This window comes from Rhodococcus aerolatus (assembly GCF_054783215.1).
In genome coordinates this window covers 30,291-52,530 of record NZ_BAAGQZ010000013.1, presented here as the reverse complement: position 1 = coordinate 52,530, position 22,240 = coordinate 30,291, and the positions used below count along the sequence as shown (strand labels likewise).

The following is a 22,240-nucleotide window of genomic DNA, read 5'->3' as shown; positions in this document are numbered from 1 at the left end:
ACCGGCCCTGCCTCAGCGCGTCGCCGCCGCGCGGTCTAGCCCTCGGCCCGGGGGAACGGCCACTCCCAGCCAGTGGGCTGGGTGTCCGGGTGGTAAGCGAGCATTCCGGCCGCGACCGGGGAGTCCAGCACGACGGTGAAGGTGTAGCTCGCACCGGGTCGCACGCTGGCGGGGGCCCGCTCCGAGCCCGGGTCGCAGCTGCGGGCGGGACTGGTGTCGAGGCCCCCGGTGACCGTCCCGTCGGGGGAGACCACCGTCAGGTCGGACAGCGCCGGGGGCGCGGGTTGGGTGCTGTCGTAGCCGGGGGTGGTGTCCAGCCGCACCCGGGCGGCGAGCAGCTGCCCGCGGGTTGCGACCTCCGGGCACGGCGGCCGCGCCGTCACGTCCTCGACCGTCACCGTCCACCCGGCGTCCCGGTCCCCCGCGCGGCCGACCGCAGGACGGCCGAGGTCGAGGGTGACGTTGCCTCGCGCGGTGGTCGGCGGCGGGGCCGGGGTGGTCGCTGCGGGGGCCGTCGTGCTGGACGCCACCGCGGTGCTGGTGGGCGGGGTCGTGACCGCGGTGTTCCGGGGCTGCGTCGCCGAGGCGACGACGGGCAGCGGCTGCGGCGGTCCCGCGGCGCACCCGGCGAGGACGGACGCGAGGACGACGGCGAGGACTCCGCAGGGGGCGCCCACCCACCGGCGGGTCACGACGCCACGGTCAGGCTCGCGTAGACCACGATGTTGTCGAGGTAGCTGTGCGCAGTGGTGTCGAGGACACCGCCGCACGTGATGAGGCGCAGCCCCGCGTGGTCGATGTTGCCGTACACGGCGTCGGTGGGGAAGCGGTCCTTGGGGTACTGGTCGACCCGGTCCACGGAGAACGTCACCACCGACGAGTCCGCCCGGGTGATCCGCACGGGATCGCCCGTGGCGAGCTGAGAGATGCGGGCGAAGACCCCGTCCTGGCCGTCCCAGTTGACGTGCGCGGCGACGACTGCGGGGCCCAGGGCGCCCGGGGTGGGCCCGCCGGCGTACCACCCGGCCGGGTAAGCCCCGGGCGGGACCTGCAGGCTGCCGTCCGGGTTGAGACCCAGCGCCATCACCGCTGAGGTCACCCCCAGCGTCGGGAGCTCGATCCGCACCGGGTCCGAGGGGTCCAGGGCGGGGGCGACCGCGGCGGTGCGCGGCGGCGGGGCCGTCGGCAGCTGTGCGGGCACCGTCGGGCCCGGGGCCATGACGCTGGGCGCGTCGCCGGCGGCCGCCACCCCGACCCGGTTGACGTCGCTGCGACCACAGCCCGTCGAGACCGTCACAAGCAGGGCGGCGCCGCAGGCTGCAGCCCGCAGCCGGCGCGCGGTCACGCTCAGCCGGCGCGTCGGCGGTGGCGCGTGGTCGCCGCCGCGCCGCCCACGAGCACGACGAGACCTCCCGCGAGGGCCAGTGCCGCGGCAGGGCCGGTGGGGCTCGAGCCGTCGCCGGTGTCGACACCGCCCGCCGGCTTGGTGGCGACCTGCTGGTCGGACCCGGGCGCCGCGGCGGCGGAGACGTCATCGCACAGCTGGGTCGCGGCTGAGGTGACTGCAGCCGCCGAGCTGGAGGCCGCCGCGGCCACGCCGCTCGTGGTCGTGGTCGGTGCGCTCGTCGTGGTGGTGCCGGCGGCGGCGACCGTGGTGGTGGTAGTGGTGGTGGTCTTCGGCGTCGTCGTGGTGGTGGCGGCGGACGAGGACGTCGCAGCCGCGCCGACCGTGGCCGCCGGGGTCGACGTCGGGCAGGTCACGCTCACCGTGGTCGGGGACGTGCTGGTCGACGCCGGGGCGCTCGTGGTCGTCACGGGGGTGGTCGTCGTCTGCGCCGCGGCCGTCCCGGCCAGCGGCACGGCCGGGAGCGTGAGCAGGGCGAGACCGACGAGGAGCTGGCGACAACGCATGGGGACGTCTCCTGGGGACCACGGGCGGGGGAGGGGGCGTGCGTCAGCACCGACGGCCGCTGACTACGCGATGGACGCTATCGACGTGGCGGTCCCGGGGGGAGAACAGAAGATGTCCTGCGCACGACGGGCGCCGGGTCGCTGACCGGGGCGGGTTGCGGCCTCGGCGGGTGGGACCCCGGGGTGGTCACCGGCACGGCGGGACGCGCTCACCCGGTGTGAGTGTCGCGTTCGTCTCTCGATCACGAGCGCCGAGTGGCCTAGCGTTCTGCGCATGGTGCGGGTGCTCGTCGTCGAGAACGATGCCGTCGTGGCCGGGGCGTTGCGCATCCTGCTGCGGCGAGCCGGGTTTGAACCCACCTTCGTCGCCGGCGCCGAGGAAGCGATGTCGTCACTCCACCTCGTCGGCGCCGACGTCGTCGTGATCGACACCGGTGTGCCGGACCTCGACAGCACCGAGGTGTGCCGCCGGATCCGGGAGCAGTCGGCCGTGCCCGTCGTCGTGGTGTCGTCCGAGGACCCGGTCGACGCAGAGGCTCGCGCCCGTGCCGCGGGCGCCGACGCCTTCCTGGCCGTGCCCCACACCGGCCGCGCGCTGGTGACGGCGTTGCGCGCGGTCCTGCCCGTCCGACGTGAGGCCCTGCCGGCTGACGAGGGTGCGTCCCGACCGTCGCAGTAGACGTCCCGACGGCTCAGCCGTCGTCCCCGCGGTCGAGGCCCGCGCGCGACCGACCGGCCCCGTCGTCCTCCCGGCCGTCTCGACCCAGGACAGCCGCGCGGGGCTCGTCGGCCCGCGGGCCGATCGGCCCGACCGCGGGCACCACCCGACGGCTGCCCGCGAGGGTCTGCCAGCTGCGGGCCAATGCGGGCTCGACGCCGGTGGGCACCACGCGGGGGTCCGGCAGCGCGCTCGTGGGAGTCGGGGTCAGGTAGAAGTCGGCCTGCACCCGGGCCGGGGTGACGTCGACGACGGTAAAGCCGTGCCCAACCCCATCGAGGTAGCGCACCCAGGGCGAGCGGGTCTGCACCGCGGCGGTGACCCCGCGCGTGGCGGCGACGACCGTCTCCGTCGGCTGTCCCTGCAGCGCGCCCGACACGGCCTCGTAGAAGCCGTCGCTGGTGACCGAGGGACACACGATCTCGACGCCGACCGACGCACCCGTCGTCGGGTAGGTCGGGTGGTCGGCGGGGATGTCGATGGCCCACGAGGAGTGGATGTCCCCGGTGAGCACGACGACGTCACCGGCCGACGCCGGCTGCGCACCCAGGTGGCGGATCACCGCCGCCTGGTCGGCCTGGTAGCCGTCCCACTGGTCGGAGTTCAGCGCCGTGGGAGTCCCCGGCCGGCCCACGGTGGACCCGGGGAAGCGCACCGGGGCGAGGACGACCTGGTTGCCGACGAGGTGCCAGGGGCCGGTCGGGGCCGCCACCCCGTCCTGCAGCCAGCGCAGCTGCTCGGGCTCAGGCAGGTGACGCGACGGGTCAGCCAACCGAGCGTTCGTGGCGGGGTCGGTGTCGGGGATGAAGCCGCCGTCGTGGGTGCCGTAAGGGGCGTAATCGACCTGCTCGCTGCGGTTCTGGCGGGTCTCGAGCACTGACAGGTCCCCGAGGGCACCGAAGCTGAACCGCTTGAAGAAGCGGGTTCCCTGGTGGGGAACGCGGCGCTGCTCGGGCAGCCGGAACGGCAGCCACTCCAGGTAGGCCTGATAGGCCTGGTCGCGGCGGCTCAGGAAGTCTCCCTCCGTGCCCGGGCTGTGGTTCTCCGCGCCCAGCCGCCAGGCGTTGTTGGCCACCTCGTGGTCGTCGAAGACGGTGATCCACGCGTGCTGGGCGTGCGCGGCCTGGCAGTCGGGGTCGGCCTTGTGCAGCGCGTGGCGCAGCCGGTAGCCCGCCAGGTCGATCGTCTCGGTGGCCGGCTGCGAGTCACGCACGCCGCGCAGCGCGGACGGGCCGTAGCGGTCCGCCCCGTTGCCGTACTCGTAGACGTAGTCGCCGACGTGCAGCACGAAGTCCAGGTCGGAGCGCTTCGCGATGGCGCGGTAGGCGCTGAAGTACCCGCCGGTGTAGTTGGAGCAGCTCACCAGCGCCAGCCGCAGCGCGTGGACTCGGCCCGGCTCGTCGCCCGCGGTGCTGGTGCGTCCGACAGGGCTGGTCTCGCCGCGGCTGCGGAACCGGTAGTAGTAGCGGGTGTACGGGCTCAGGCCGCGGACGTCGACCTTGACCGTGTGGTCGCTGACGGGCGAGGTGCGCACCTGCCCCCGGCGCACCACCCGCCGGAAGCTGCTGTCGGCCGCCAGCTCCCACGCCACCTCGACAGGGTCACCGAGACCGCTGCCCGGGGCGGCGACGGGTCGACCGGGCCGTGACGGCGGGGTCGCGCGAGTCCAGATCACCACCGCGTCCCCGGTCGGGTCCCCGCTGGCCACGCCGTAACCGAAGATCCCCCGGGACGCGGGCGCAGCCGCGGCCTCGGCGTCGAAGAAGCGGACCGGGACGGCGATCGCGGCCGCCGCGACGGCGGCGGACTTGAGGAGGGTGCGACGGCTGGGGGTGGCGGTGCTCACGGACGCCGACAGTGCCGTGAGGAGGTGAACACCAGGAGCGGTCGGGATGAACACCGATCGGAGCCCACCCGTCCGCTGTCCACCGCGACAGCGGGCTCCAGCGGCGCACGGCGGCCGAGCACTGTCCGCCAGGTAGGGGCCCCGCCGGACGTCCGGCCTCGGGTGGCCGGGATTGCAGCAATCGGGCACCACATCCCGGCCCGAGGATCGTCGGGGGTACTCACCCCACCAAATTCTTGGCGCCCGGCCCGGACGGGAGGGCAGCGGGCAGGGCGTCAGCGGGTGATCACCGGGGCGAGAGCGAGGTTGTCCAGCAGTCGGGGGTCGGGGGTGACGGACCCGGCCACCGCACCGGTCACCCCGAAGGAGGGTCCGGCGGGGGCGCGGAGCACCACCGGGCGCACCACGCTGTCCCCGGCGGCCACACCGGGGGTCGTGAAGGTGACCAGGGGGCCGGTCACGTCGCCGCCCGGTGCGCTGATCACGGTGCCGGCGCCGATCGTCAGCGCCGTCACCGTGGTCCGACCGGCGGGGGTGGAGCCGGTGTTGCGGACCGTGACGGTGGCGGTGTACTCCGCGCTCGGGGTGACGGTCCGCGGGGCGTCGACGGTGGTGATGAGGTTGGTCGGGGCCGAGGTGTCGAGCGGGGTGCATCGCAGGGTCCCGGTGCGCAGGGCGTGCCCGTCGGTGTTGGAGTCGTCGGACCAGAACACCGGCTTGACCCCCGCCACGCAGGAGGACTGCGGGGCGATGGCGAAGCCCTCGTTGTTGAGGTTCGGCATCCCGGTGGGCCGCTCATAGGTGGCGGCGACCCCGAAGCTGCCGGTGCTGCCGACGTCGAGGGTGGTGGTGCGCCCGGCGCAGGTGTCGTCGCACGCCGCCCACAAGAGCGAGGTCTCCGGCTCCCACTCGAGGTCCATCACACCGGGGAAGCCGCTGGGGAAGGTCGCCACCCGGGTGTAGCTGCCGTTCGTGTCGAGGGCGTAGGCGCGGACGATGCCGTCGGCCTCGAGACCGGTGAAGAACAACCCGTCGCCGTGACCCGGGTAGGTCGCGGGGGTGTAGGGCGCGCCGGTGGTCGCGTCGCGCAGACCCTTGGCGACCAAGGCGGTGTCGGGCACCCAGGTGACGGCCTCGAGGCCGAGGTTCGGTCCCACCACCGGCAGGTCGGGGGTGAGGTTGAACTCCGTCGTCGCCGACAGCGCGGTGGTGGTGCCGCTGACGTCGAACCGCAGCACCTCGGGCCGGCTCACCGTGTTCGCCTCGTTGTTGCGTTCGGTGGAGACGTAGACCCCGGTCGCCGAGCTACCGTTGACGAGGGTGACGCCCTCGGCGTCGGGGTCACCGGTCCCGTCGGGGTAGTTCAGGACCTTGCCCGCGGCCCACCCGTTGGCGGTGTCGGGCGTCCAGGTGGCGCCGTTGAAGAGCAGCCGGAACAGCGTGCTGGGCCCGTTCTGCACCGCCCACAGCACGTCCGGCGCACCTGCGGTGCCCTTCTCGTAGGCCAGGCCGCTGACGTTGCCGCCCAGCTGGTTCGCCACGTCCGCGGTGGACACCGCCTGGCCGCCCGGCCAGGGGTCGGCGGGTGTCGGGGCGGGGGTGGTGCCGCAGGCGTTGGGCCCGCCCTTCGTCGAGGCGGCGGTGGTGGTGAACGCGCCCGTCCCGTCGGGGCAGCGGCCGTAGGTGGTGGTGGCGTGCGCGGTCCAGGAGTAGGTGTCGAGCAGTGTCTGCGCGTCCGGCAGGAACAGGTTTGCACTGTCCGCGCTGCCGAGGCCAAAACCGGGCGCGGTGGTATCGGTGTCGACGACGAAGAAGGACCCGGTGGCCAGCACGGTGCCCGCCGGCACCCGGTACTGGTGGGTCGGGTCGGTGGGGGCGTTGTCGGTGACGACGTAGCCCGAGATGTCGACCGGGGCGCCCCCGGTGTTGAGCAGCTCCACCCAGTCACCGGGGGTGCCGCCGGAGGACTCGACCTCGTTGATGACGACCGTGCCGGTGGCGGCCAGCGCGGGTGCGGCGCCGAGCACGAGCCCGGTCGAGGCGACGACGGCGAGCCCGGCGAGGCCGGCCAGCAGTCGGCGGGGGGACGGGGCCACGGGACCTGCTCTCAGTGAGGACACGCTGCGCGGAGGTGGCAGCGTGCCGGGAGCCTCGCCCAGCCAACCGAACTCCGGGTGAACCCTGCGACAAGTTCCGGGAGAGTTCAGGTGTGGGACTCGGGTCCGGCGGGTGGCGTCACCGACCAGTGCGGTGGCCGGTCGAGGTGTTCCGCCCGGTGATGGGTGGGGGCGGTACATCCCAGGGGCCCGGCGACCGCGTGCAATTTCAGCGCGGACCTCGGACGTCACGGTCACCTTCATGCATGACAGCGGTAGTTATCAGGTCGTGGTGAGGCGCCGTGAGATGTGCCCCGATGTGCCACATCGACCTCTGCGGTGGCCTTCGCGCCACCTCCGTGGTGGTGTCGCACCCGTCCTGACCTGCGGCGATGGTCAGTGGGCCCCGTGGGGATCGAACCCACAACCCGCGGATTAAAAGTCCCCGAGACCCTGCAGCGCAGGGGGTCCCGAGCCTCACGACCTGCGTCGATGGTGTGTGTTGGTGGGTGTCGGGGTGTGCTGCTGGTGGTGGGTGTGTGCCACAAATGTGCCCCACCGCGGTGGCGTGACGTGGCCATGACGACCCGCTCGCTGCCGGCTGGTGGGCGGGTGGTGGCGCCGCCTTAGCGGTCCGTGACGAAGGCCCGTCCTTGCCGGGACGGGCCTTCGGAACCACGACGCGAGTGACCGCTCGCGTGACCTGCTCGATCCCGAGAGGGGACCTGGCGTGCCTGCCACGTTCCAGGGTAGCTGCTGCCCTGACACCGTTGAAGACCATTGTTTGAACCGCCCGGAAACTGCCTCGACCTTCTTGCGGGCCGGGGCTGCCCGGTCGAGGTTGCGACGCGAGCTGCCCGCCGACGCGTACTGCCGGGTGGCGTGCTGGTGGAGTGCGGACCGGTGGGTCGACCACGTCCGCCGGGTGTACCTGCGGCACTACGTGCTGCTGCGTCCCGCCTTGGTGAGCGCCACCGGGGGTGGGGTGTCCTTAGACGCGGTCCTGGCGGTCGCGGCCACTCATGCGGGGGTGGCGGACCACGCGACGGGGCGCAGCTCCCGGCCCCGCCTGGGGGCGGCGGGTCAGCTGACAGGCCTGATGGCGGCGGCGGGGGTGGGGCGGCGCACGGTGAGCCGGGTGCGGACGTTCCTGCGCCTGGCCGGGCTGGCCACCGAGGTCGCGCCCGGCCGGTCCCGCACCCTGGTGGAGCGGATGGCGTCGTGGTGGCGGGGGGACCGGGCCCGCGGGTGGACCGCGGTATACGCGCTGCACCCCAGCCGCACCCACCCCGTCGACGACACGACCGGTGTCCTAGCGGTGAGTGGGGGAGCGGGGGCGGTTGTCGTTGCTGCGCAGTGCTCGACAGGTGGCACCCCACCACGCAGTGGTTCTGTTGGTCCCCCCACCCTGGTTGGAACCGGGGTTTCTACCGAAGACAGGACGCGAGGAAGCTCTCCCTCGGCCCGACGAACACGGCGGCGGGTGGACGGCGGGGGCTACGCCCTCGCCGCCGCCTGGCTCAACCACCCCCGAGCCCCCCGCTGGGCCCGCACGGTCTCTCCCGCGGCCTGGTCGGGCTTGCTTGCCCTCCCCGCACGGCACGGGTGGACCGCGGCGGACCTCAACGAGCTGCTGAACGCGCACCTTCGGGCCGGCCGGGTCATACCCCCACGGCCCGACCGGCCGGTCGGGTTCTTGTCCTGGCTGCTCACCCGCACCGACCTGGCCACCCGGCCCGCCCTCGCGTTGGACGCCCACCGCGCCGCGGACTACGCCCTCGCGCAGCGACGTAAGGCCGAGCAGGCCCGGCACCGCCGGGAGGCCCCCGCCCACCGGGCCGCCGCCCAGACCGCCCTGAACGGACCCGGACACGCCGCCGCCCGCGCCGTCACCGACGCCATCGCACGCCGACGCGGCGAGTTTTCCACCCGGTGAATTCATTGCGAGCACGTCGTTCAGCGTGTTCTCAGCATGAGGTTGGCACAGTCGTACCGCACTTGCGGTGGTCGACGCCCTTCCGAGCCCCGCGCATCGACCCGATCCTGTCCCGGAGGACGCACCGCCATGCTCACGAACCTGGCTCTCAACCCGCTCGACCCGCAGAGCCTGCTCTCCAGCCTCGGCGCCCTCGGGGTGTTCCTGGTGCTGTTCGCCGAGACGGGCCTGCTGATCGGGTTCTTCCTGCCGGGTGACTCGCTGCTGTTCACCGCGGGCCTGCTGTGCACCACCTCGGCCACCTCGACGTTGCACCTCTCCCTGCCGGTCGTGCTCGCCGCTGCTGCAGCCGGAGCGCTCCTCGGGGCCCAGGTGGGGTACACGATCGGGGCGCGAACGGGTCCGGCGCTGCTGCGCCGGCCCGACCGGCCGCGCCTGCAGCAGGCCGCGGTCCGTGCCGGGGAGGCGCTGGAGCACTACGGCACCGGCAAGGCCATCGTCCTGGCGAGGTTCATCCCGCTGGTCCGCACGGTCATGAACCCCTTGGTCGGTGCACTCGGCGTCCCGGCCCGCACCTTCGCGGTGTGGCAGGTCGTCGGTGGTCTCGTCTGGTCGCTGGGCGTCACCCTGGCCGGCTACGTGCTGGGCAGCCGCATCCCGAACGTCGACCGGTACCTGCTGCCGATAATCGCGGTCATCGTCGTCGTCTCGCTGGTTCCCGTGGCGCTGGAGGTGTCGCGCTCCCGCGCTCGCCGACCGCGGCAGGACCCGCCCCCCGCCGCGTCATCGTGACCTCGACCGGACTCGTGGTCGCGACGAGCCTCGGCGCCGCGGCTGCGTTTGCCACCTCGTCCACACTGAAGCACGTCAGCGCAGGACGGATCCCCCACGAGGCCCGGACCACGGCAGGGTCGGTCCGACGGCTGGCCGCCGCAACCGTGCGGCACCCGTTCTGGCTGGCCGGGATCGGTGCCGACGTGGTTGCGCTGAGCCTGCAGGTGACGGCGCTCCGTCTGGGTGCGCTGGCCGTGGTCCAGCCGCTGCTGGTCTCGGGACTGTTGTTCGCGCTGCTGCTGCGCCAGCTCACCCACCGGCGGCTGCGCCCCTCCGAGCTCGGCTGGGCCGTCGTCCTGGTGGTGAGCTTGGCGGGGTTCCTGCTGCTGTCCGGGACGGCGTCACCGTCCGGGCCGCCGGAGCCCGTCGACCGGGTCTCGGCCCTGATGGTGGGGGTCGTGGGCCTCGGGTTGACGGCGGCGTGCGTGGCCATCGGGCGCCGCGGTGGCGCTGCTGCCCGCTCGGCGGCGTTCCTGGGCGCGGCGGCGGGAACCATCTACGCCGCCACAGCCGCGTTGATCAAGGCGCTCACCACCCTGGCCTCCGGCGGTCCACTCGCCGTCCTGGTCAGCTGGCAGCTGCCGACCTTGGTCGTGTTGGGCGCGGCCGGGTTGATCATCAACCAGCTGGCGTTCCAGGCCGGTCCCCTCTCGGCGAGCCTCCCGGCGACGTCTGCAGTGGACCCGTTGGCCAGCATCGTGATCGGGGTCGTGGTGTACGAGGAGGTGGTGCGTCCGGGGTTGCTCGCCGGCGCCGGGTCGGTGGTCCTGCTCGCACTCCTCTCTGTCGCCGTGGTCGCGCTGGCCCGCAACGGTGCCGAGGACGCCCGGTCCGTCCCCGAGCCGACGGCGGCCCCCCAGCCGCGGCCCCCGGCGCGGCGGGCGGACCCGCGGCCGCGCTCCTGAGCTCGACGGTGTCCACCGGTCTGGTCGTCCTCGGCCCGCACACCTGGGCGGCGGTCGCGGTGCTGGCCGCGGCCGCCGCCGCCACCGCGTGGCTCGGCGGGCTGGGCCACGAGCGGTCTGTGGTGCTGGCGGCGGGCCGCGCCGCGCTGCAGCTCGGGGCGGTCTCCTTGCTGGTGGCCTCCATCGTCGGTTCCTGGCCCGCGACCGCCGCCTTCCTCGCGCTCATGGCCGGTGTAGCCACCGTCACCTCCGCCCGCCGCACGACCGGCTCGTGGTCGGGTCTGCGGGTCGGGCTCGCCGTGGTCGCCGGTCCGGTCCTGGTGGTGGGTGCGCTCCTCGGTTCGGGGGTGGTGCCGGCGACGGGGCTCGCCGTGGTGCCGGTGTCCGGCATCCTGCTGGGGGGTGCGATGACGGCGACCACGCTCGCCGGGGGACGGGCCCTCGACGAGCTCGCTTCCCGGCGGGGTGAGCTGGAGGCGGCGCTGAGCCTCGGGTTCCCCGAGCGGGACGCGGCGCTGCTGGTGTGCCGCGACGCGGCCTCCAGGGCGCTGGTGCCTGCGCTCGACCAGACCCGCACGGTCGGCCTGGTCACCCTGCCGGGAGCCTTCGTCGGGATGCTCCTGGGCGGGGCCACCCCGCTCGCGGCCGGCGCCGTACAGCTGGTCGTCCTGGTCGCGCTGCTGCTGGTGGAGGCGCTAGCGGTGGTCGTGGTGGTGGAGCTCGTGGTCCGCGGGGCGGTGTCGCGTCGGTGACCCCGCGGGTGTGCCCGCGGGGTCGGGAGGATTCTCCCGCGGCGAGGAAGTCTCGGCGGGGCTCCGGGCGACTCCCGCGCCGGTCTGGCCGCACCGGTGCCCCCGCGGACTGCTGCCGCCGCGGGCCCCCGGGCCACCACCCACCCCAGCAGCACCAACCCAGCCCGGTGTGCCTCCCGGGGGGTCGCCATCGTCGGAGGACGAGAGCTGCCTGCCGCCGCCACCAACGGGGCCCGGCGCCTGCCGTGGTCCTCTTCGTCGAGCTCACCGGTCCCGGGTCGGACCTGCTGCTGCCGTCGGTCGTCGCGAGCGTCGGGGCCGTGATCACCGCCCGCCGTCTCGAGGACCGGTCGATCTACACCGCGACCTTCCCCCGCCGCACCGACTCCGTCGCGGCCTGAACCGTCTCACCCGCGAGGCATCCGTGACGGGGGTGCCTGCCCGTGCGCTGCTCTCAGCGGGTTCACAGCGGCGGCCCGCCACGGTGGGCGGAAGGTCGCAGCGCGGCGGGGCCCCGCCGCGCTGCACACCTGCTCCGTCCGGGCCCGGGTGGAGGCCCCTGACGAGAGCGAGCACCGACGAGCATGTCCGACCCGACGACGGTCCTGGCGTTCGACGGCTCGACGGTCGACGGCTCCTGGTACACAGCGGTCACCGACCTCGCCCGCAGCACCGGGTGGCTGAACCCGGTGGTGTCGGCGTACTCGGCTCTCGGGGTCGGGGTGTTCGTGGTGCTCATCGCGGCCGGGTGGTGGGGTGCACGCCGCGCCGACGCGGCCACGATGACCGCGGCGCTGGCGGTGCCCGTCGCCGCGGTGGTGGCCTACGTCCTCGACGCCGCCATCAAGGTCGTGGTCGCCGAGCCGCGCCCCTGCTATGCCTACCCCCGCGACTTCCTCCTCGAGAGCTGTCCCCCGGTGAGCGACTACGCGTTCCCCAGCAACCACTCGGTCGTGGTGGCCGCCATGACCGCGGCGCTGTTCCTGGTCAGCCGCCGCCTCGGGGTGGTCGGCGTGGTGGCGTCCGTGGTCATGGGGTTCTCCCGGGTCTACGTGGGCGCGCACTACCCCCACGACGTCGCGGCCGGGTTGCTGGTCGGGGCGGTCGTCGGCCTGGGGACCGCGGTGCTGCTGCGTCGCGTCGCCACCCCGCTGGTGGCCGCGCTGCGGACCGGCCGGCTCCGCCCCCTGCTGCTCGCCCCCGACGCGCCCGTCGCCCGGACCGAGGCGGGCGGGCTGGCGTGAGTACCGTGCTGGCGTACATCCCGAGCCCGTCGCAGGGCGTGTGGCACCTGGGACCGTTGCCGGTCCGGGCGTACGCGTTGTGCATCGTCGCGGGCATCGTCCTGGCGGTGGCGCTGACCCGCCGCAGGTGGGAGGCCCGCGGCCACGACGGGGAGGACGTGCTCGACGTCGCGTTGTGGGCGGTGCCCTTCGGGGTCGTCGGGGGGCGCCTCTACCACGTGGTCACCGACCCGGAGCTGTACTTCCTGCCGGGCCGCAACCCGGTCGCCGCGCTATACGTCTGGGACGGGGGCCTCGGCATCTGGGGCGCGGTCGCCCTCGGGGCGGTCGGTGCCTGGATCGGGTGCCGGCGCCGCGGGATCAGCCTGCTGGAGATGGGCGACGCGATGGCCCCGGGCATCGTCCTCGCCCAGGCGGTGGGACGGTTCGGCAACTGGTTCAACCAGGAGCTCTACGGCGCCCCGACCACCCTGCCGTGGGCGCTGCAGATCGACCCCGCGCACCGCCCGCCCGACACCCCCGACATCGGGCTCTACCAGCCCACGTTCCTCTACGAGTCCCTGTGGGACGTCGGGGTCGCCGTCCTGCTGCTGTGGGCGGGGCACCGGTGGGTGCTGCGCCGCGGGACGGTGTTCGCCCTCTACGTCGCCGCCTACACCGTGGGCCGGGCCTGGATCGAGGCGCTGCGGGTCGACCACGCCAACCACGTGTTGGGCCTGCGCCTGAACGACTGGACCTCGTTGGTGGTCTTCCTGGCCGCGATCACGGCCCTGGTGGTCATGCTCCACCGGGGCCGCCCGCCCCGCCGCAACGCCGCGACACCCGCCCCGGACACGACGACCACCACGACGACGAGATCGGCGTGAGCACCACGTGCTCCTGCACCGCGTACCGGCAGTGCGTACGTCTGCGCCGGGACACGCCGTGGCGGGGCGGCCCCCGTTGCAGACAGCGGTGGCTCGCCGGCGGTGTTCCCGCAGCACACCAGTCGTCCCCCGGTTCGCGGGGACCTCGGTGACGGCCGACGCGGCGATCGGTGGGGTCCACACCGTGGCCACGGCCCGCCGAGCGGGAGGTTGGATCGTCGTGGTGGCGAGGGGCTGGTGAGCACCGACCTGCCCCCCGACCGGTCCGGTGACCCCGGTGCAGCCGGCGACGCAGCGGGCTCGTCACCAGTCGACGGGGTCTGGTTGACGTCGAACGTGCGGGCACTGTCCGGGGTGAGCTTTCTGCAGGACGCGGCCTCTGAGCTGCTCTACCCGGTGCTGCCGATCTTCCTGACGACGACTCTCGGTGCCCCTGTCGCAGTAGTGGGGATCGTCGAGGGTGTGGCCGAGGGGGTGGCCGCGGTGACCAAGCTCGTCGCGGGCCGCCTGGGGGACACCCGGGCGAGAAGGCCGCTGATCGCCCTCGGCTACGGCCTCGCCGCGGTGGGGAAGCTCCTCATCGCTGTGGCCTTGGTGTGGCCGGTCGTCCTGGCCGGGCGGGCGACGGACCGGCTCGGCAAGGGCATCCGCGGCGCCCCCCGCGACGCCCTGCTGATGGTGGGTGCCGAGCCCACCGCCCGTGGGCGCATCTTCGGCTTCCACCGGGCCGCGGACACAGCTGGTGCCGTCGTCGGCCCCGCTCTCGGGCTCGGGCTCTACGAGATCCTGAGCCATCAGGTCCGACTCCTGCTGGTCGTCGCGGTGATCCCCGCCGTGCTGTCGGTGCTGCTGGTCCGTGCCGTCCACGAGGAGCGTCGACCCGTGCCGGCGAGCGCGCCGCCTCGACGGACGCAACCCGTGCGGGGTCGACGTACCGGCGCCCCGGTCACGAGACCGACCGAGTTGCCGCCGCGGCTGCAGTCGCTGATCCTGACCCTCGGGGTGTTCGGGCTGGTCAACTTCCCCGACGCCCTGCTGCTGCTCCGAGCGAGCGAGCTCGGGCTGTCCCTCGCCGCCGTCATCGGCGCCTACATCCTCTACAACGCCGTCTACGCGCTCGCGTCGTACCCGCTCGGCGCGGTGTCGGACCGGGTTCCCCGTCACCTCGTCTTCGCGGTCGGTCTCGCGTTCTTCGCGGCCGGTTACCTCGGGCTGGGCCTCGTCCCGTCCCCGGGCTGGGTCTTCCTGCTACTCCCGCTGTACGGGTTCTTCGCCGCCGCGACCGACGGGGTCGGCAAGGCGTGGATAACCGACCTCGCCCCCACCGGCCGCACCGCCGGCGCCCAGGGCCTCTACCAAGCCGTGTCAGGGGGAGCCGTCCTCGTCGCCGGGACCTGGGCCGGGCTCGCGTGGAACGGCACCGGCACGCTGCCGCTGCTCATCTCCGGGACGAGCGCTGCTGCCCTCGCCGTGCTGCTGCTCGCCGTCGGCGGCCGGTTCAGCGGCCCACGATCGAAGCCTCACCTCGCGGCTGCCAGTGGTGCGCCGCTCAGCTGAGTCGCACCGGACGGTCCCGTCGTGGTCCGGTGTCCCGCAACCGGGGTCGCGGTGGGGTGCGGGCCCGCCACAGCGGGTTCCCGTGCCATCCGGCAGACCTTCACCTCGAACCCGCCGGACTCGCAGAGCCGCTTCTCGAGCGTCGGTGCCTCCAGGGCGTTCCGCAGACTGTTCGGCGCGGGCGGTCCGCTCACCGGGCTCCTCCTCGCCGGTGACCTCGGAGCATGCCGAACACCTGCGCTGCAGTGAGTCGCGGGAGGTAGGCGTGGGTGAGGGCGGCCCCGATGCGGGGCAGCGCCGCCACCTCCGGGTAGATCATGTAGAGCGGGTGGTAGCGGGGTTGGAACTTGGCCTTGAACGCGAGCAGGGAGCGGAATCCGTAGACGGGTTCCAGCGTGCGGCCCATGGTGTCGAGGAGCTTCTGGACCCCGGTGCTGTCCGAGGTGGGGTCGAGCTGGGCGAGGGGGGCGCCGGAGAGGCTGACGACCTCGGCCCCCTCAGCCTGGAAGGCCAGTGCGGCGGTGCCGATCAGGAACTCCATCACGCCAGGGATGGCGGTGTCGCGCCGGCGCATGAAGTCCAGGGTCCACCCGATGACAGCCCCGCCGCGGTGGATCGGCAGCCAGCTGGTGATGGCGTGGACGGTGCGGTCGGAGTCCACCGCCAGCAGGCACCGCACGGCGGGGTCGTCGAGCTCGTCGATGCCACCGAGGGTGAATGCCATCTCGGGCATCCCCTTGCCGGCCACCCACTCCTCGGACATCGCGGTGACCTGGTCGGTGACGGTGCGGGGGGCATCGGGGTAGCAGACCCACTCCGCGGTGACCCCGGTCTTGCGGGCCTTGTTCAAGGCGGTGCGGACGTCCTGGAAGCGCTTGCCGGTGAACGCGAGATCACCGAGCGGGAGCACCGTCACCTCAGCGACCTGGACCTCGTTCCAGCCCAGGCCTCGGGCGGCGTCCCGGGTCTCCTCGGTCACGCTGTAGAGGCAGGGTGTCCACCCGTTGCCCCGGCAGAACGCGACGAACCCCTCCAGGGTCGGGGTGGTGTCGGCCGCGGGCCCCACGGGGTCTGCGGTGGTCACCGCGACGCCGCCCCACGCGCGGTAGGCGACGTAGGACCGACGGTCCGGGGTGAACCAGTAGCTGTGCCCGGGCCAGGTGGTCAGATAGGCCAGGGAGTGCCTGCCGTGCTGGGCCAGCAGCGCCCGCACGGCCGCGGTGTCGGCGCCGTCCGCGCTGGGGCGGGTGCGGGTGAAGCTGCGCAGCACCAGCACCACGGCAACGGTCCACACCGCGATGCCGGTCCACTCGAAGAGCACGGTGGCGCCGGGGGTGACGGGCAGGAACGTCGGCTCCACGAGCCCGAGGTAGCCGGCGGGCACCAGGCGCAGCGGGAAGTCCCGGGCGAGCTGGGCGACGGTCGGGGTGGGGGTGAAGCCGGCGGCGAGCGCTGCACCGACGGTGACGTACAGGGCGAAGGCGGCCGCGACGGTGGCGGCGAGGACCGCGGTCGTGCGGGCGTAGGTGCTCCGCGGTGCGGGGACGGTGAACGAGCGGCGGGTGGCGAGCAGCACCAGCAGGACCAGCAGCGGCTGGACCAGCGGGGCGAGGGTGGCGATGGTGGCTCGGGTGGGGCCCAGCGCCGGGGAGACCAGGTCGGCTGTCGCGGTGCTGGTCGCGACCAGGACGAGGAGGACCCCGAACGCGCTCAGGACGAGGTGGACCACGACCGCGGCCCACCACGCGAACGCTCGGCCGCGCCGCAGTCCGAGGGCGAGCACGACGACGAGGACGGCGGGCAGGACGGAGAGCACGGTGGGTCCTACCCCGTCGAACCGCAGCTGCAGCTGCAGGTCGGTGCAGGCCTCGGCCGCGGTCGGGTCGGCGCACACGGCGGCGAGGGTGCTGGGGTCGGTTGCGGGGGCGGTGAACAGGAAGCGCAGCACCGAGAGCGGTCCGACCGCGCGGGGTGAGAGGGCGGCGAGGACCGGTCCGAGCGCCGTCGCGGCGAGCAGGACGCTGACCAGCACACGGGTCTCGTGGCGGCTGGACCGCGCCGGGGCCCGGAACGCGTCCCGGCTACGGGGCAGCAGCACGACTCCGACGACGAGACCCACGGCCGCCGTGGACAACCGCAGCACGTCCTGCAGCAACCCGCCGTAGAGGACCAGGGTCAGCAGCACCGTCCCGGTACCCACCCGGATCCGCCGGCGCCACAACGCCCCGGCCTGGGCACTCCAGGCGAGCGCGACGCCGGCAAGCAGGCCGGTGGGCCCGATCGCGGACCCGGTCGCCAGCTCACCACTCCAGGCGCCGCCGGTCAGCTGGGCCAGGGCGACCAGACCGAGACCGAGCGTGGACCCGAGACCTTGGACGAGCACCGCGACGACGAGGGTGCGGGCACCGCCCCACCGGAGCTCGACCGAGCCCAGGACGACCACCACCAGCGCGGTGGCGACGCCGTAGCCGGCCGCTCCCGGTGCGACCAAGGCCGAGGTCAGCAGGGTCTCGGGGTGCCCGTCGAAGAGAGCGGGCAACCCGGCGCCGAGCTTTGCGCGCAGCGCGGCGGTAGGACCGTGAACCAGGCTTCCTGTCGTGGCGGCGAGGACCCACAGCGCGACGACGTAGGCGACGGTGACCGGCGACCGGCGCACCCTGGAGGCGAGCCGGTGCAGCACCGCGACAGGCGCCAGGCCCCGGTGGGGTCGCGGCGGCAGAGGGGCGGGCAGCGGTGCTGCACGTGGGGCGGGTGCGGTGCTCACGGTGCCAGTCCTGTTCGGGTCGCGAGGAACGTCGTCCAGCACCGCGGGCAGCACGGTGAACCGCCGCCGCCGCTCAAGCCGCGGGGACGAGCGGGCCGGCGGGAACCGGCGTCGCCGACCCAGCCTCCGCGTGGACCACTGGGGAGCGAACCGCGCTCCCGAGCGCCGCGGTCACCGCGGCGGCTGCCGTCAGCACCACGGACCCCAGCAGCAGCCCGCCACCGATGTCGCTGAGCCAGTGCACCCCGAGGTAGAGCCGGGTCGCGGCGGTGATCGTCACGGCGAGCACGGCGGCGGCGGCGAGGAGGGCCCGCGTGCGGCGGGATCGGGTGCGGGTGGCGAGGACGGCGGCGAGCAGGCCGTAGAGGACGACTGACCCGGTGACGTGCCCGGAGGGGAAGGAGGCGTCGGTCTCGACGACGAGCTGGGTGAGCGCGGGCGGCCGGGCGACACCGGCGGCGTGCTTGGCGACGAGGATTGCGGCGCCGGCGGCACCCACCGCGGCGAGCAGGAGCAGCGCGGCGCGGCGGCGTGTGCGCCACAGCAGGGCCGCGGCCAGGGCGGCGGCCACGGCGCTGCCCACGGGGCTGCCGACCTGGGTCACCAGCTGCGCGACCGGGGTGAGCCACCCGGTGCGGTGGTTGACGAACCAGGCGAGCACGGGCTGGTCCACACCGGTCAGGGCACCCCCGCGGTGCACGTTGACGGCTGCGACGACGAACGCGGCGAGCAGCTCGGCGGAGACGACTGCGGGGGCCATCGCGGCGACGAGGCGGGGCCGGTGCGCCAGCCGGCCGCGCAGCACCCGGACCAGCAGGTGCGTGCCGACGACCGTGACTCCGAGGGCGATGCCGCACACCGAGACGACGGTGAGGGTGCTGGCCCCGAGGGCGGCCCCGGCCAGGTAGCCGGCGGAGGTGACGACCCCGACCCACAGCACCCCGCCGACGACGTTCCACAGCATGTACCGGCGGTAGGGCATGCCGCTCATCCCGGCCACGGCGGGCACGAGCGCCCGCAGCACCCCCACCCACCGCCCGGTGAGCACGGCGACGCCGCCGCGGCGCTCCATGAGGTCCTGGGTGCGGTCCCACCGTGGTTCGCCGATCCACCGACCCGCGCGGCTCGACCGGGCCGCGGGCCCGAGGCGGCGCCCGACGAGGTACCCGCAGGAGTCCCCGGCGACCGCGGCGAGGACCGCGACGCCCAGGAGCACCGGCAGGGAGGCGTGTCCGACCGCGGCGACGCCGCCGGCGGTCAGCAGGGCGGTCTCGGCCGGGAGCACGAGCCCCAGGAACACGGCGGCCTCGCCGAAGACCAGGGCGGCGACGACGAGGTACACCGCGAGGGCGGGCAGCGAGGTGAGGGAGTCGACGAGGGCGGTCATGGTGGCGAGGGTGGACCGGGACGGCTGAGCGGTCGCTGAGGACGGGCGGGGCGCGTTCAGCGTCCGCTCAGCGAGCCGGGGGCACGGTCGCACCGGACGTTGCCGCACCGACCGAGGGAGATCCCGTGAGCCCACCCACCACACCGGACGGCCCGGCGGTGGAGCTGCGCGACCTGCACCACCGCTACGGCGAGGACGAGGTGCTGCGCGGCATCGACCTGGTCATCGAGCGCGGTGAGGTGTTCGGCTTCCTCGGGCACAACGGGGCCGGGAAGACCACCGCGATCAACATCCTCACCACGCTGATCACCCCGACGTCCGGCTCCGCGCAGGTGTGCGGGCACGACGTGGTCACCGCGCGGGACGCGGTGACCCGCCAGATCGGGTACCTGCCCTCGGAGGTGCGCCTCTACGGCCACCTCACCGCCGCAGAGAACCTGGAGTTCTTCGCCCGGCTGTCCGGTGTGGACGACCCGGAGGTGGCGACGGCGCGGACCCTGGACTTCCTGGGCTGCAGCGAGCTCGCGGACCGCCGGGTGGGGTCGTTCTCCACCGGGATGCGCCAGCGCATCGGGATCGCGCAGGCCGTGCTGCACGAGCCGACGGTGCTGTTCCTCGACGAGCCGACCGCGGGCCTCGACCCGGGCGGGGTGCGCCAGCTGCGCGAGACCATCGCCCGGCTCAACGGCGACCTCGGGATGACGGTGTTCATGAACACCCACCTGCTCAGCGAGGTCGCCCGGGTGTGCACGACGATCGGGGTGCTCAACCAAGGCGAGCTGATCTACCGGGACTCGATGGCCGAGACCACCCGACGGTTCCCCGACGAGGCGTCGCTGGAGGACATCTACGTCCGGGTGGGGCGGGAGCCCACGTGATCGGGGTCGTCGCCGCCCAGCAGGTGACCGTGCTGCGCCGCCAGCGCACCGCGCTGGCGGTGGTGGTGGTGCTCGTCGCGGCCACCGCACTGGCGGGGGCGCTGGGCTGGTCCAGCGCCGCGACCGTCACCCGCGTCTACGACCAGGCCGTCGCCCTGCTCGCCACCCAGGGGACGCCGGCACCGCCGAACCCGTTGGGGCTCAAGCCACCGCTGTCGCTGCTGTCGAACATGACCATCTACGTGCCGATGATCGGGGCGCTGCTCGCGATCGTCGTCGGGCACCTCAGCCTGGCCGAGGAGCAGAGCTCGGGGGTGGGCCGGCTGCTGCACAGCCGGCTGCTGAGCCGGCGGGACTACCTGCTCGGCAAGCTCGCCGCCGTCTCGGGCCTGCTCACCGTCGCGCTCGCGGCCAGCCTGGTGGTTGCGGTGGTGTCGCTGCTGCTGGTCAACGGGGTGTTCCCCAGCCCCACCCAGCTGCTGCGGCTGGGCGGCTTCTACCTCCTCTCGCTGCTGTACCTGGTGATGTTCGGCCTCGTCGCGATGGTGGCGGTGCTGCTGACCCGGCGCCGGTCCCTGGCCCTGCTGACCGCGCTGGGGGTGTGGCTGGTGGTGACGTTCGTGGTGCCGCAGTTCACCTCCGGGTTGCGTCCGACGGCGTCGCTGAACCCGCTCAGCGTCCCGGCCGGCACGTCGCAGACCTTCTTCGACCTGACCTCGCACGTGCGGTTCCTGTCGCTGAGCGAGGAGTTCAAGGACGCCAGCGCGCAGCTCCTGGCCACCGCGCCCGCCGAACCGGTGGCGGCCACCCTCGGACGGGTCGCGGCGCTGCTCGTCACCGCGCTGCTGCTCGCCGTGCTGGCCCTGCTGCTGGTGCGTCGCCACGACTACTCCAGGAGTGCCGCCGATGAGTAGGTCCACCCGGGTCCGCACCCTCGCCCACCACGAGCTGCGCGCCGCGGTCCGCAGCCGGCTGCTCGTGGTGCTGGCCGCGATCCTGGTGCTGGTCACCGTGGTCTCGGTCTACGTCGGGGCCGTGGACTACCGCAGCCAGATCGCCGACTACACCGCCTACCTGCAGGCTGCGCGGGCCAGCGGGATCACCCAGCTCCCCCCGCCGCCGCTGCGGCTGCTGTCGCTGCTGCGCGGGGCGATGGAGTACCTGGAGATCATCGGCGCCGTCATCGGTGTCGCCCTGGGCTACCTCAGCGTCACCCGCGAGCGGGCCAACCGGACCCTGCCGCTGCTGCGGACCCGCCCGGTCACCACCGGGGAGCTCGCGGCCGGGAGCCTGCTCGGTGCCGCCGCGGTGCTGGGGGTCCTGCTCGCGACCACCGCGGTCGCTGCCGTGGCCTGCCTGGGCATCATCGGCGGTGGCTGGGTCGACGCCGGGCAGGTCGTCCAGCTGGTCCTCGCCTACGTCGCGGCCCTGCTGTACCTGCTCACCTTCTACTGCCTGGGCGTGATCGCCACCGCCCGCTCCCGGGTGGCGGCGAACGGACTGGTGCTGGCCCTCGCCGTGTGGCTGGGGGTGGTGCTGGTCCTCCCGCAGATCGGGGACACCCTCGACGCCGACAACCAGGTGCCCGGTGGGCTGTTCGCCGCACTCGGGCTGAACCTGTCCGGCGAGATGGCGGTGCTGAGCCACTTCTCCCTCTACGAGAACATCCGGACCGGCCTCGAGGAGGTCTCCCTGGCCAAGCACTTCGAGCGGTTCGCGTTCGCCATGACCGACGTCCCCAACGAGTACCAGGGCTTCTCCATCGGCCAGCTGCTGGCCGCGAAACGCAACGACATCATCTGGCTCGTCGTCGGGGTGGTCGCGCTCGGCGCCGGCCTGCTCCGCGCGCTGCGCCGTCAACCCGTCACCACCGGAGGACAGCAATGACCCACCACCGCACCACGTCCGCTCCCACCACCACCCGCACCCCCGTCCGGGTCGCGCTCGCCGCCGTCGCCGCCGGGGCCGCGCTGCTGCTCAGTGCCTGCGGCGGCACCTCGTCGAGCACGGCACCCGCGGCCGCGGGCAGCTCGGCGGGAGGGTCTGCCGCGGCCGGCGCCCCCGTCGTCCCCGTCCCGAGCAACCCGATCAGCAACACCGCCACCGCCAAGACGCTCGGCATCGACAAGCTGCAGGTGGAGAACAACACCGACGCCGCCGGCGCCGCCGTCGACGACCACCTGCAGTTCGACGTCCGCAACACCGGCACCACCCCGCTGAGCGGGTTCGAGGTGTTCTACACGTTCGCCGACTCCGCCTCGGGCGCGAAGGAGAGCTACTACTTCAAGCTCCCCGACACCTTCACCGTCCCTGCCGGTGCCACGACGACGGTCAACTTCGACAACACCGGTGCCCCGGGCCACTTCGCGGTCAACAAGTTCAGCCTCTTCTACACCTCCAAGGCTGCGCTCGACGTCACCGTCGAGGTCAGCGCCACCGGAGCCGCCCCGGTCACGGCCACGGTCACCAAGGGCCCGGGTGGGTCGGAGAACGCGGGCGGCTGACCGCTCAGCGTCGGTTCAGCGACGACCCGGCACGATGAGGAC

20 protein-coding genes and 1 tRNA gene are annotated in these 22,240 nt (G+C 73.9%); 13 read left to right on the top strand and 8 right to left on the bottom strand.

Annotated elements, in window-relative coordinates:
* Positions 1-35: 35 nt before the first annotated feature.
* The 3 genes from ACYVOF_RS06180 to ACYVOF_RS06170 form a co-directional block, all read right to left on the bottom strand.
* Entirely contained in the window at positions 36-692 is a 657-nt protein-coding gene (locus tag ACYVOF_RS06180; RefSeq protein WP_460864764.1) for a hypothetical protein, read from the bottom strand.
* The gene (locus ACYVOF_RS06175) at positions 689-1,249 is read right to left on the bottom strand and encodes a class F sortase (RefSeq protein WP_460864762.1); all 561 of its coding nucleotides are present in this window, start codon (positions 1,247-1,249) and stop codon (positions 689-691) included. Before ACYVOF_RS06175 ends, ACYVOF_RS06180 begins: the two co-directional genes overlap by 4 nt.
* 98 nt (positions 1,250-1,347) lie before the next feature.
* Entirely contained in the window at positions 1,348-1,911 is a 564-nt protein-coding gene (locus ACYVOF_RS06170; RefSeq protein WP_460864761.1) for a hypothetical protein, read from the bottom strand.
* A 274-nt stretch (positions 1,912-2,185) separates the two neighbouring features.
* Here ACYVOF_RS06170 and ACYVOF_RS06165 point away from each other — a divergent pair, with 274 nt between their 5' ends.
* Positions 2,186-2,590 carry a response regulator transcription factor gene (locus ACYVOF_RS06165; protein ID WP_460864759.1) on the top strand — a complete coding sequence of 135 codons (405 nt, stop codon included), beginning with the start codon at positions 2,186-2,188 and terminating at the stop codon, positions 2,588-2,590.
* A 13-nt stretch (positions 2,591-2,603) separates the two neighbouring features.
* On the opposite strand, the gene ACYVOF_RS06160 is transcribed toward ACYVOF_RS06165, so the two are convergent.
* The 3 genes from ACYVOF_RS06160 to ACYVOF_RS06150 form a co-directional block, all read right to left on the bottom strand.
* Positions 2,604-4,475: an alkaline phosphatase D family protein gene (locus tag ACYVOF_RS06160; RefSeq protein ID WP_460864758.1), complete on the bottom strand. Its 1,872-nt coding sequence runs from the start codon at positions 4,473-4,475 to the stop codon at positions 2,604-2,606.
* 275 nt (positions 4,476-4,750) lie between these two features.
* Positions 4,751-6,571, bottom strand: a complete 1,821-nt coding sequence (locus ACYVOF_RS06155) for a lamin tail domain-containing protein (RefSeq protein ID WP_460864756.1) — start codon at positions 6,569-6,571, stop codon at positions 4,751-4,753.
* A gap of 400 nt (positions 6,572-6,971) precedes the next feature.
* A tRNA-Lys gene (locus ACYVOF_RS06150) sits at positions 6,972-7,043 on the bottom strand.
* A 1,224-nt stretch (positions 7,044-8,267) separates the two neighbouring features.
* On the opposite strand from ACYVOF_RS06150, the gene ACYVOF_RS06145 reads away from it, so the two are divergent.
* The 8 genes from ACYVOF_RS06145 to ACYVOF_RS06110 all read left to right on the top strand — a co-directional run bounded on the left by ACYVOF_RS06145 (position 8,268) and on the right by ACYVOF_RS06110 (position 14,665).
* Complete coding sequence (locus tag ACYVOF_RS06145) at positions 8,268-8,507, top strand: hypothetical protein (protein WP_460864755.1); 240 nt, start codon at positions 8,268-8,270, stop codon at positions 8,505-8,507.
* A gap of 129 nt (positions 8,508-8,636) precedes the next feature.
* Positions 8,637-9,299 carry a DedA family protein gene (locus ACYVOF_RS06140; RefSeq protein WP_460864753.1) on the top strand — a complete coding sequence of 221 codons (663 nt, stop codon included), beginning with the start codon at positions 8,637-8,639 and terminating at the stop codon, positions 9,297-9,299.
* Entirely contained in the window at positions 9,296-10,246 is a 951-nt protein-coding gene (locus ACYVOF_RS06135; RefSeq protein WP_460864751.1) for a DMT family transporter, read from the top strand. Before ACYVOF_RS06140 ends, ACYVOF_RS06135 begins: the two co-directional genes overlap by 4 nt.
* Before the next feature lie 8 nt (positions 10,247-10,254).
* Positions 10,255-10,998: an ABC transporter permease gene (locus ACYVOF_RS06130; RefSeq protein WP_460864749.1), complete on the top strand. Its 744-nt coding sequence runs from the start codon at positions 10,255-10,257 to the stop codon at positions 10,996-10,998.
* Between the two features lie 245 nt (positions 10,999-11,243).
* Positions 11,244-11,399, top strand: a complete 156-nt coding sequence (locus tag ACYVOF_RS06125) for a hypothetical protein (RefSeq protein WP_460864748.1) — start codon at positions 11,244-11,246, stop codon at positions 11,397-11,399.
* A 183-nt stretch (positions 11,400-11,582) separates the two neighbouring features.
* A complete protein-coding gene (locus ACYVOF_RS06120) occupies positions 11,583-12,242 on the top strand; it encodes a phosphatase PAP2 family protein (protein ID WP_460864746.1) in 660 nt (219 codons plus the stop codon).
* Entirely contained in the window at positions 12,239-13,108 is an 870-nt protein-coding gene (lgt, locus tag ACYVOF_RS06115; RefSeq protein ID WP_460864744.1) for a prolipoprotein diacylglyceryl transferase, read from the top strand. The genes ACYVOF_RS06120 and lgt overlap by 4 nt, the downstream gene beginning before the upstream one ends.
* Positions 13,109-13,453: 345 nt before the next feature.
* A complete protein-coding gene (locus ACYVOF_RS06110) occupies positions 13,454-14,665 on the top strand; it encodes an MFS transporter (RefSeq protein ID WP_460865007.1) in 1,212 nt (403 codons plus the stop codon).
* Positions 14,666-14,855: 190 nt separating this feature from the next.
* On the opposite strand, the gene ACYVOF_RS06105 is transcribed toward ACYVOF_RS06110, so the two are convergent.
* Together ACYVOF_RS06105 and ACYVOF_RS06100 are read right to left on the bottom strand one after the other, a co-directional pair.
* Positions 14,856-17,321, bottom strand: a complete 2,466-nt coding sequence (locus tag ACYVOF_RS06105) for a bifunctional lysylphosphatidylglycerol flippase/synthetase MprF (RefSeq protein WP_460864742.1) — start codon at positions 17,319-17,321, stop codon at positions 14,856-14,858.
* A 181-nt stretch (positions 17,322-17,502) separates the two neighbouring features.
* On the bottom strand, positions 17,503-18,816 hold the full coding sequence (locus tag ACYVOF_RS06100; protein WP_460864740.1) for a VTT domain-containing protein: 1,314 nt from the start codon (positions 18,814-18,816) through the stop codon (positions 17,503-17,505).
* 125 nt (positions 18,817-18,941) lie between these two features.
* On the opposite strand from ACYVOF_RS06100, the gene ACYVOF_RS06095 reads away from it, so the two are divergent.
* The 4 genes from ACYVOF_RS06095 to ACYVOF_RS06080 are packed head-to-tail and all read left to right on the top strand — an operon-like array spanning position 18,942 to position 22,198.
* Positions 18,942-19,694, top strand: a complete 753-nt coding sequence (locus ACYVOF_RS06095) for an ABC transporter ATP-binding protein (RefSeq protein ID WP_460864738.1) — start codon at positions 18,942-18,944, stop codon at positions 19,692-19,694.
* A complete protein-coding gene (locus tag ACYVOF_RS06090) occupies positions 19,691-20,608 on the top strand; it encodes an ABC transporter permease (protein WP_460864736.1) in 918 nt (305 codons plus the stop codon). The genes ACYVOF_RS06095 and ACYVOF_RS06090 overlap by 4 nt, the downstream gene beginning before the upstream one ends.
* The gene (locus ACYVOF_RS06085) at positions 20,601-21,581 is read left to right on the top strand and encodes an ABC transporter permease (protein WP_460864734.1); all 981 of its coding nucleotides are present in this window, start codon (positions 20,601-20,603) and stop codon (positions 21,579-21,581) included. Before ACYVOF_RS06090 ends, ACYVOF_RS06085 begins: the two co-directional genes overlap by 8 nt.
* Positions 21,578-22,198: a hypothetical protein gene (locus ACYVOF_RS06080; RefSeq protein WP_460864733.1), complete on the top strand. Its 621-nt coding sequence runs from the start codon at positions 21,578-21,580 to the stop codon at positions 22,196-22,198. Before ACYVOF_RS06085 ends, ACYVOF_RS06080 begins: the two co-directional genes overlap by 4 nt.
* Positions 22,199-22,240: the final 42 nt, after the last annotated feature.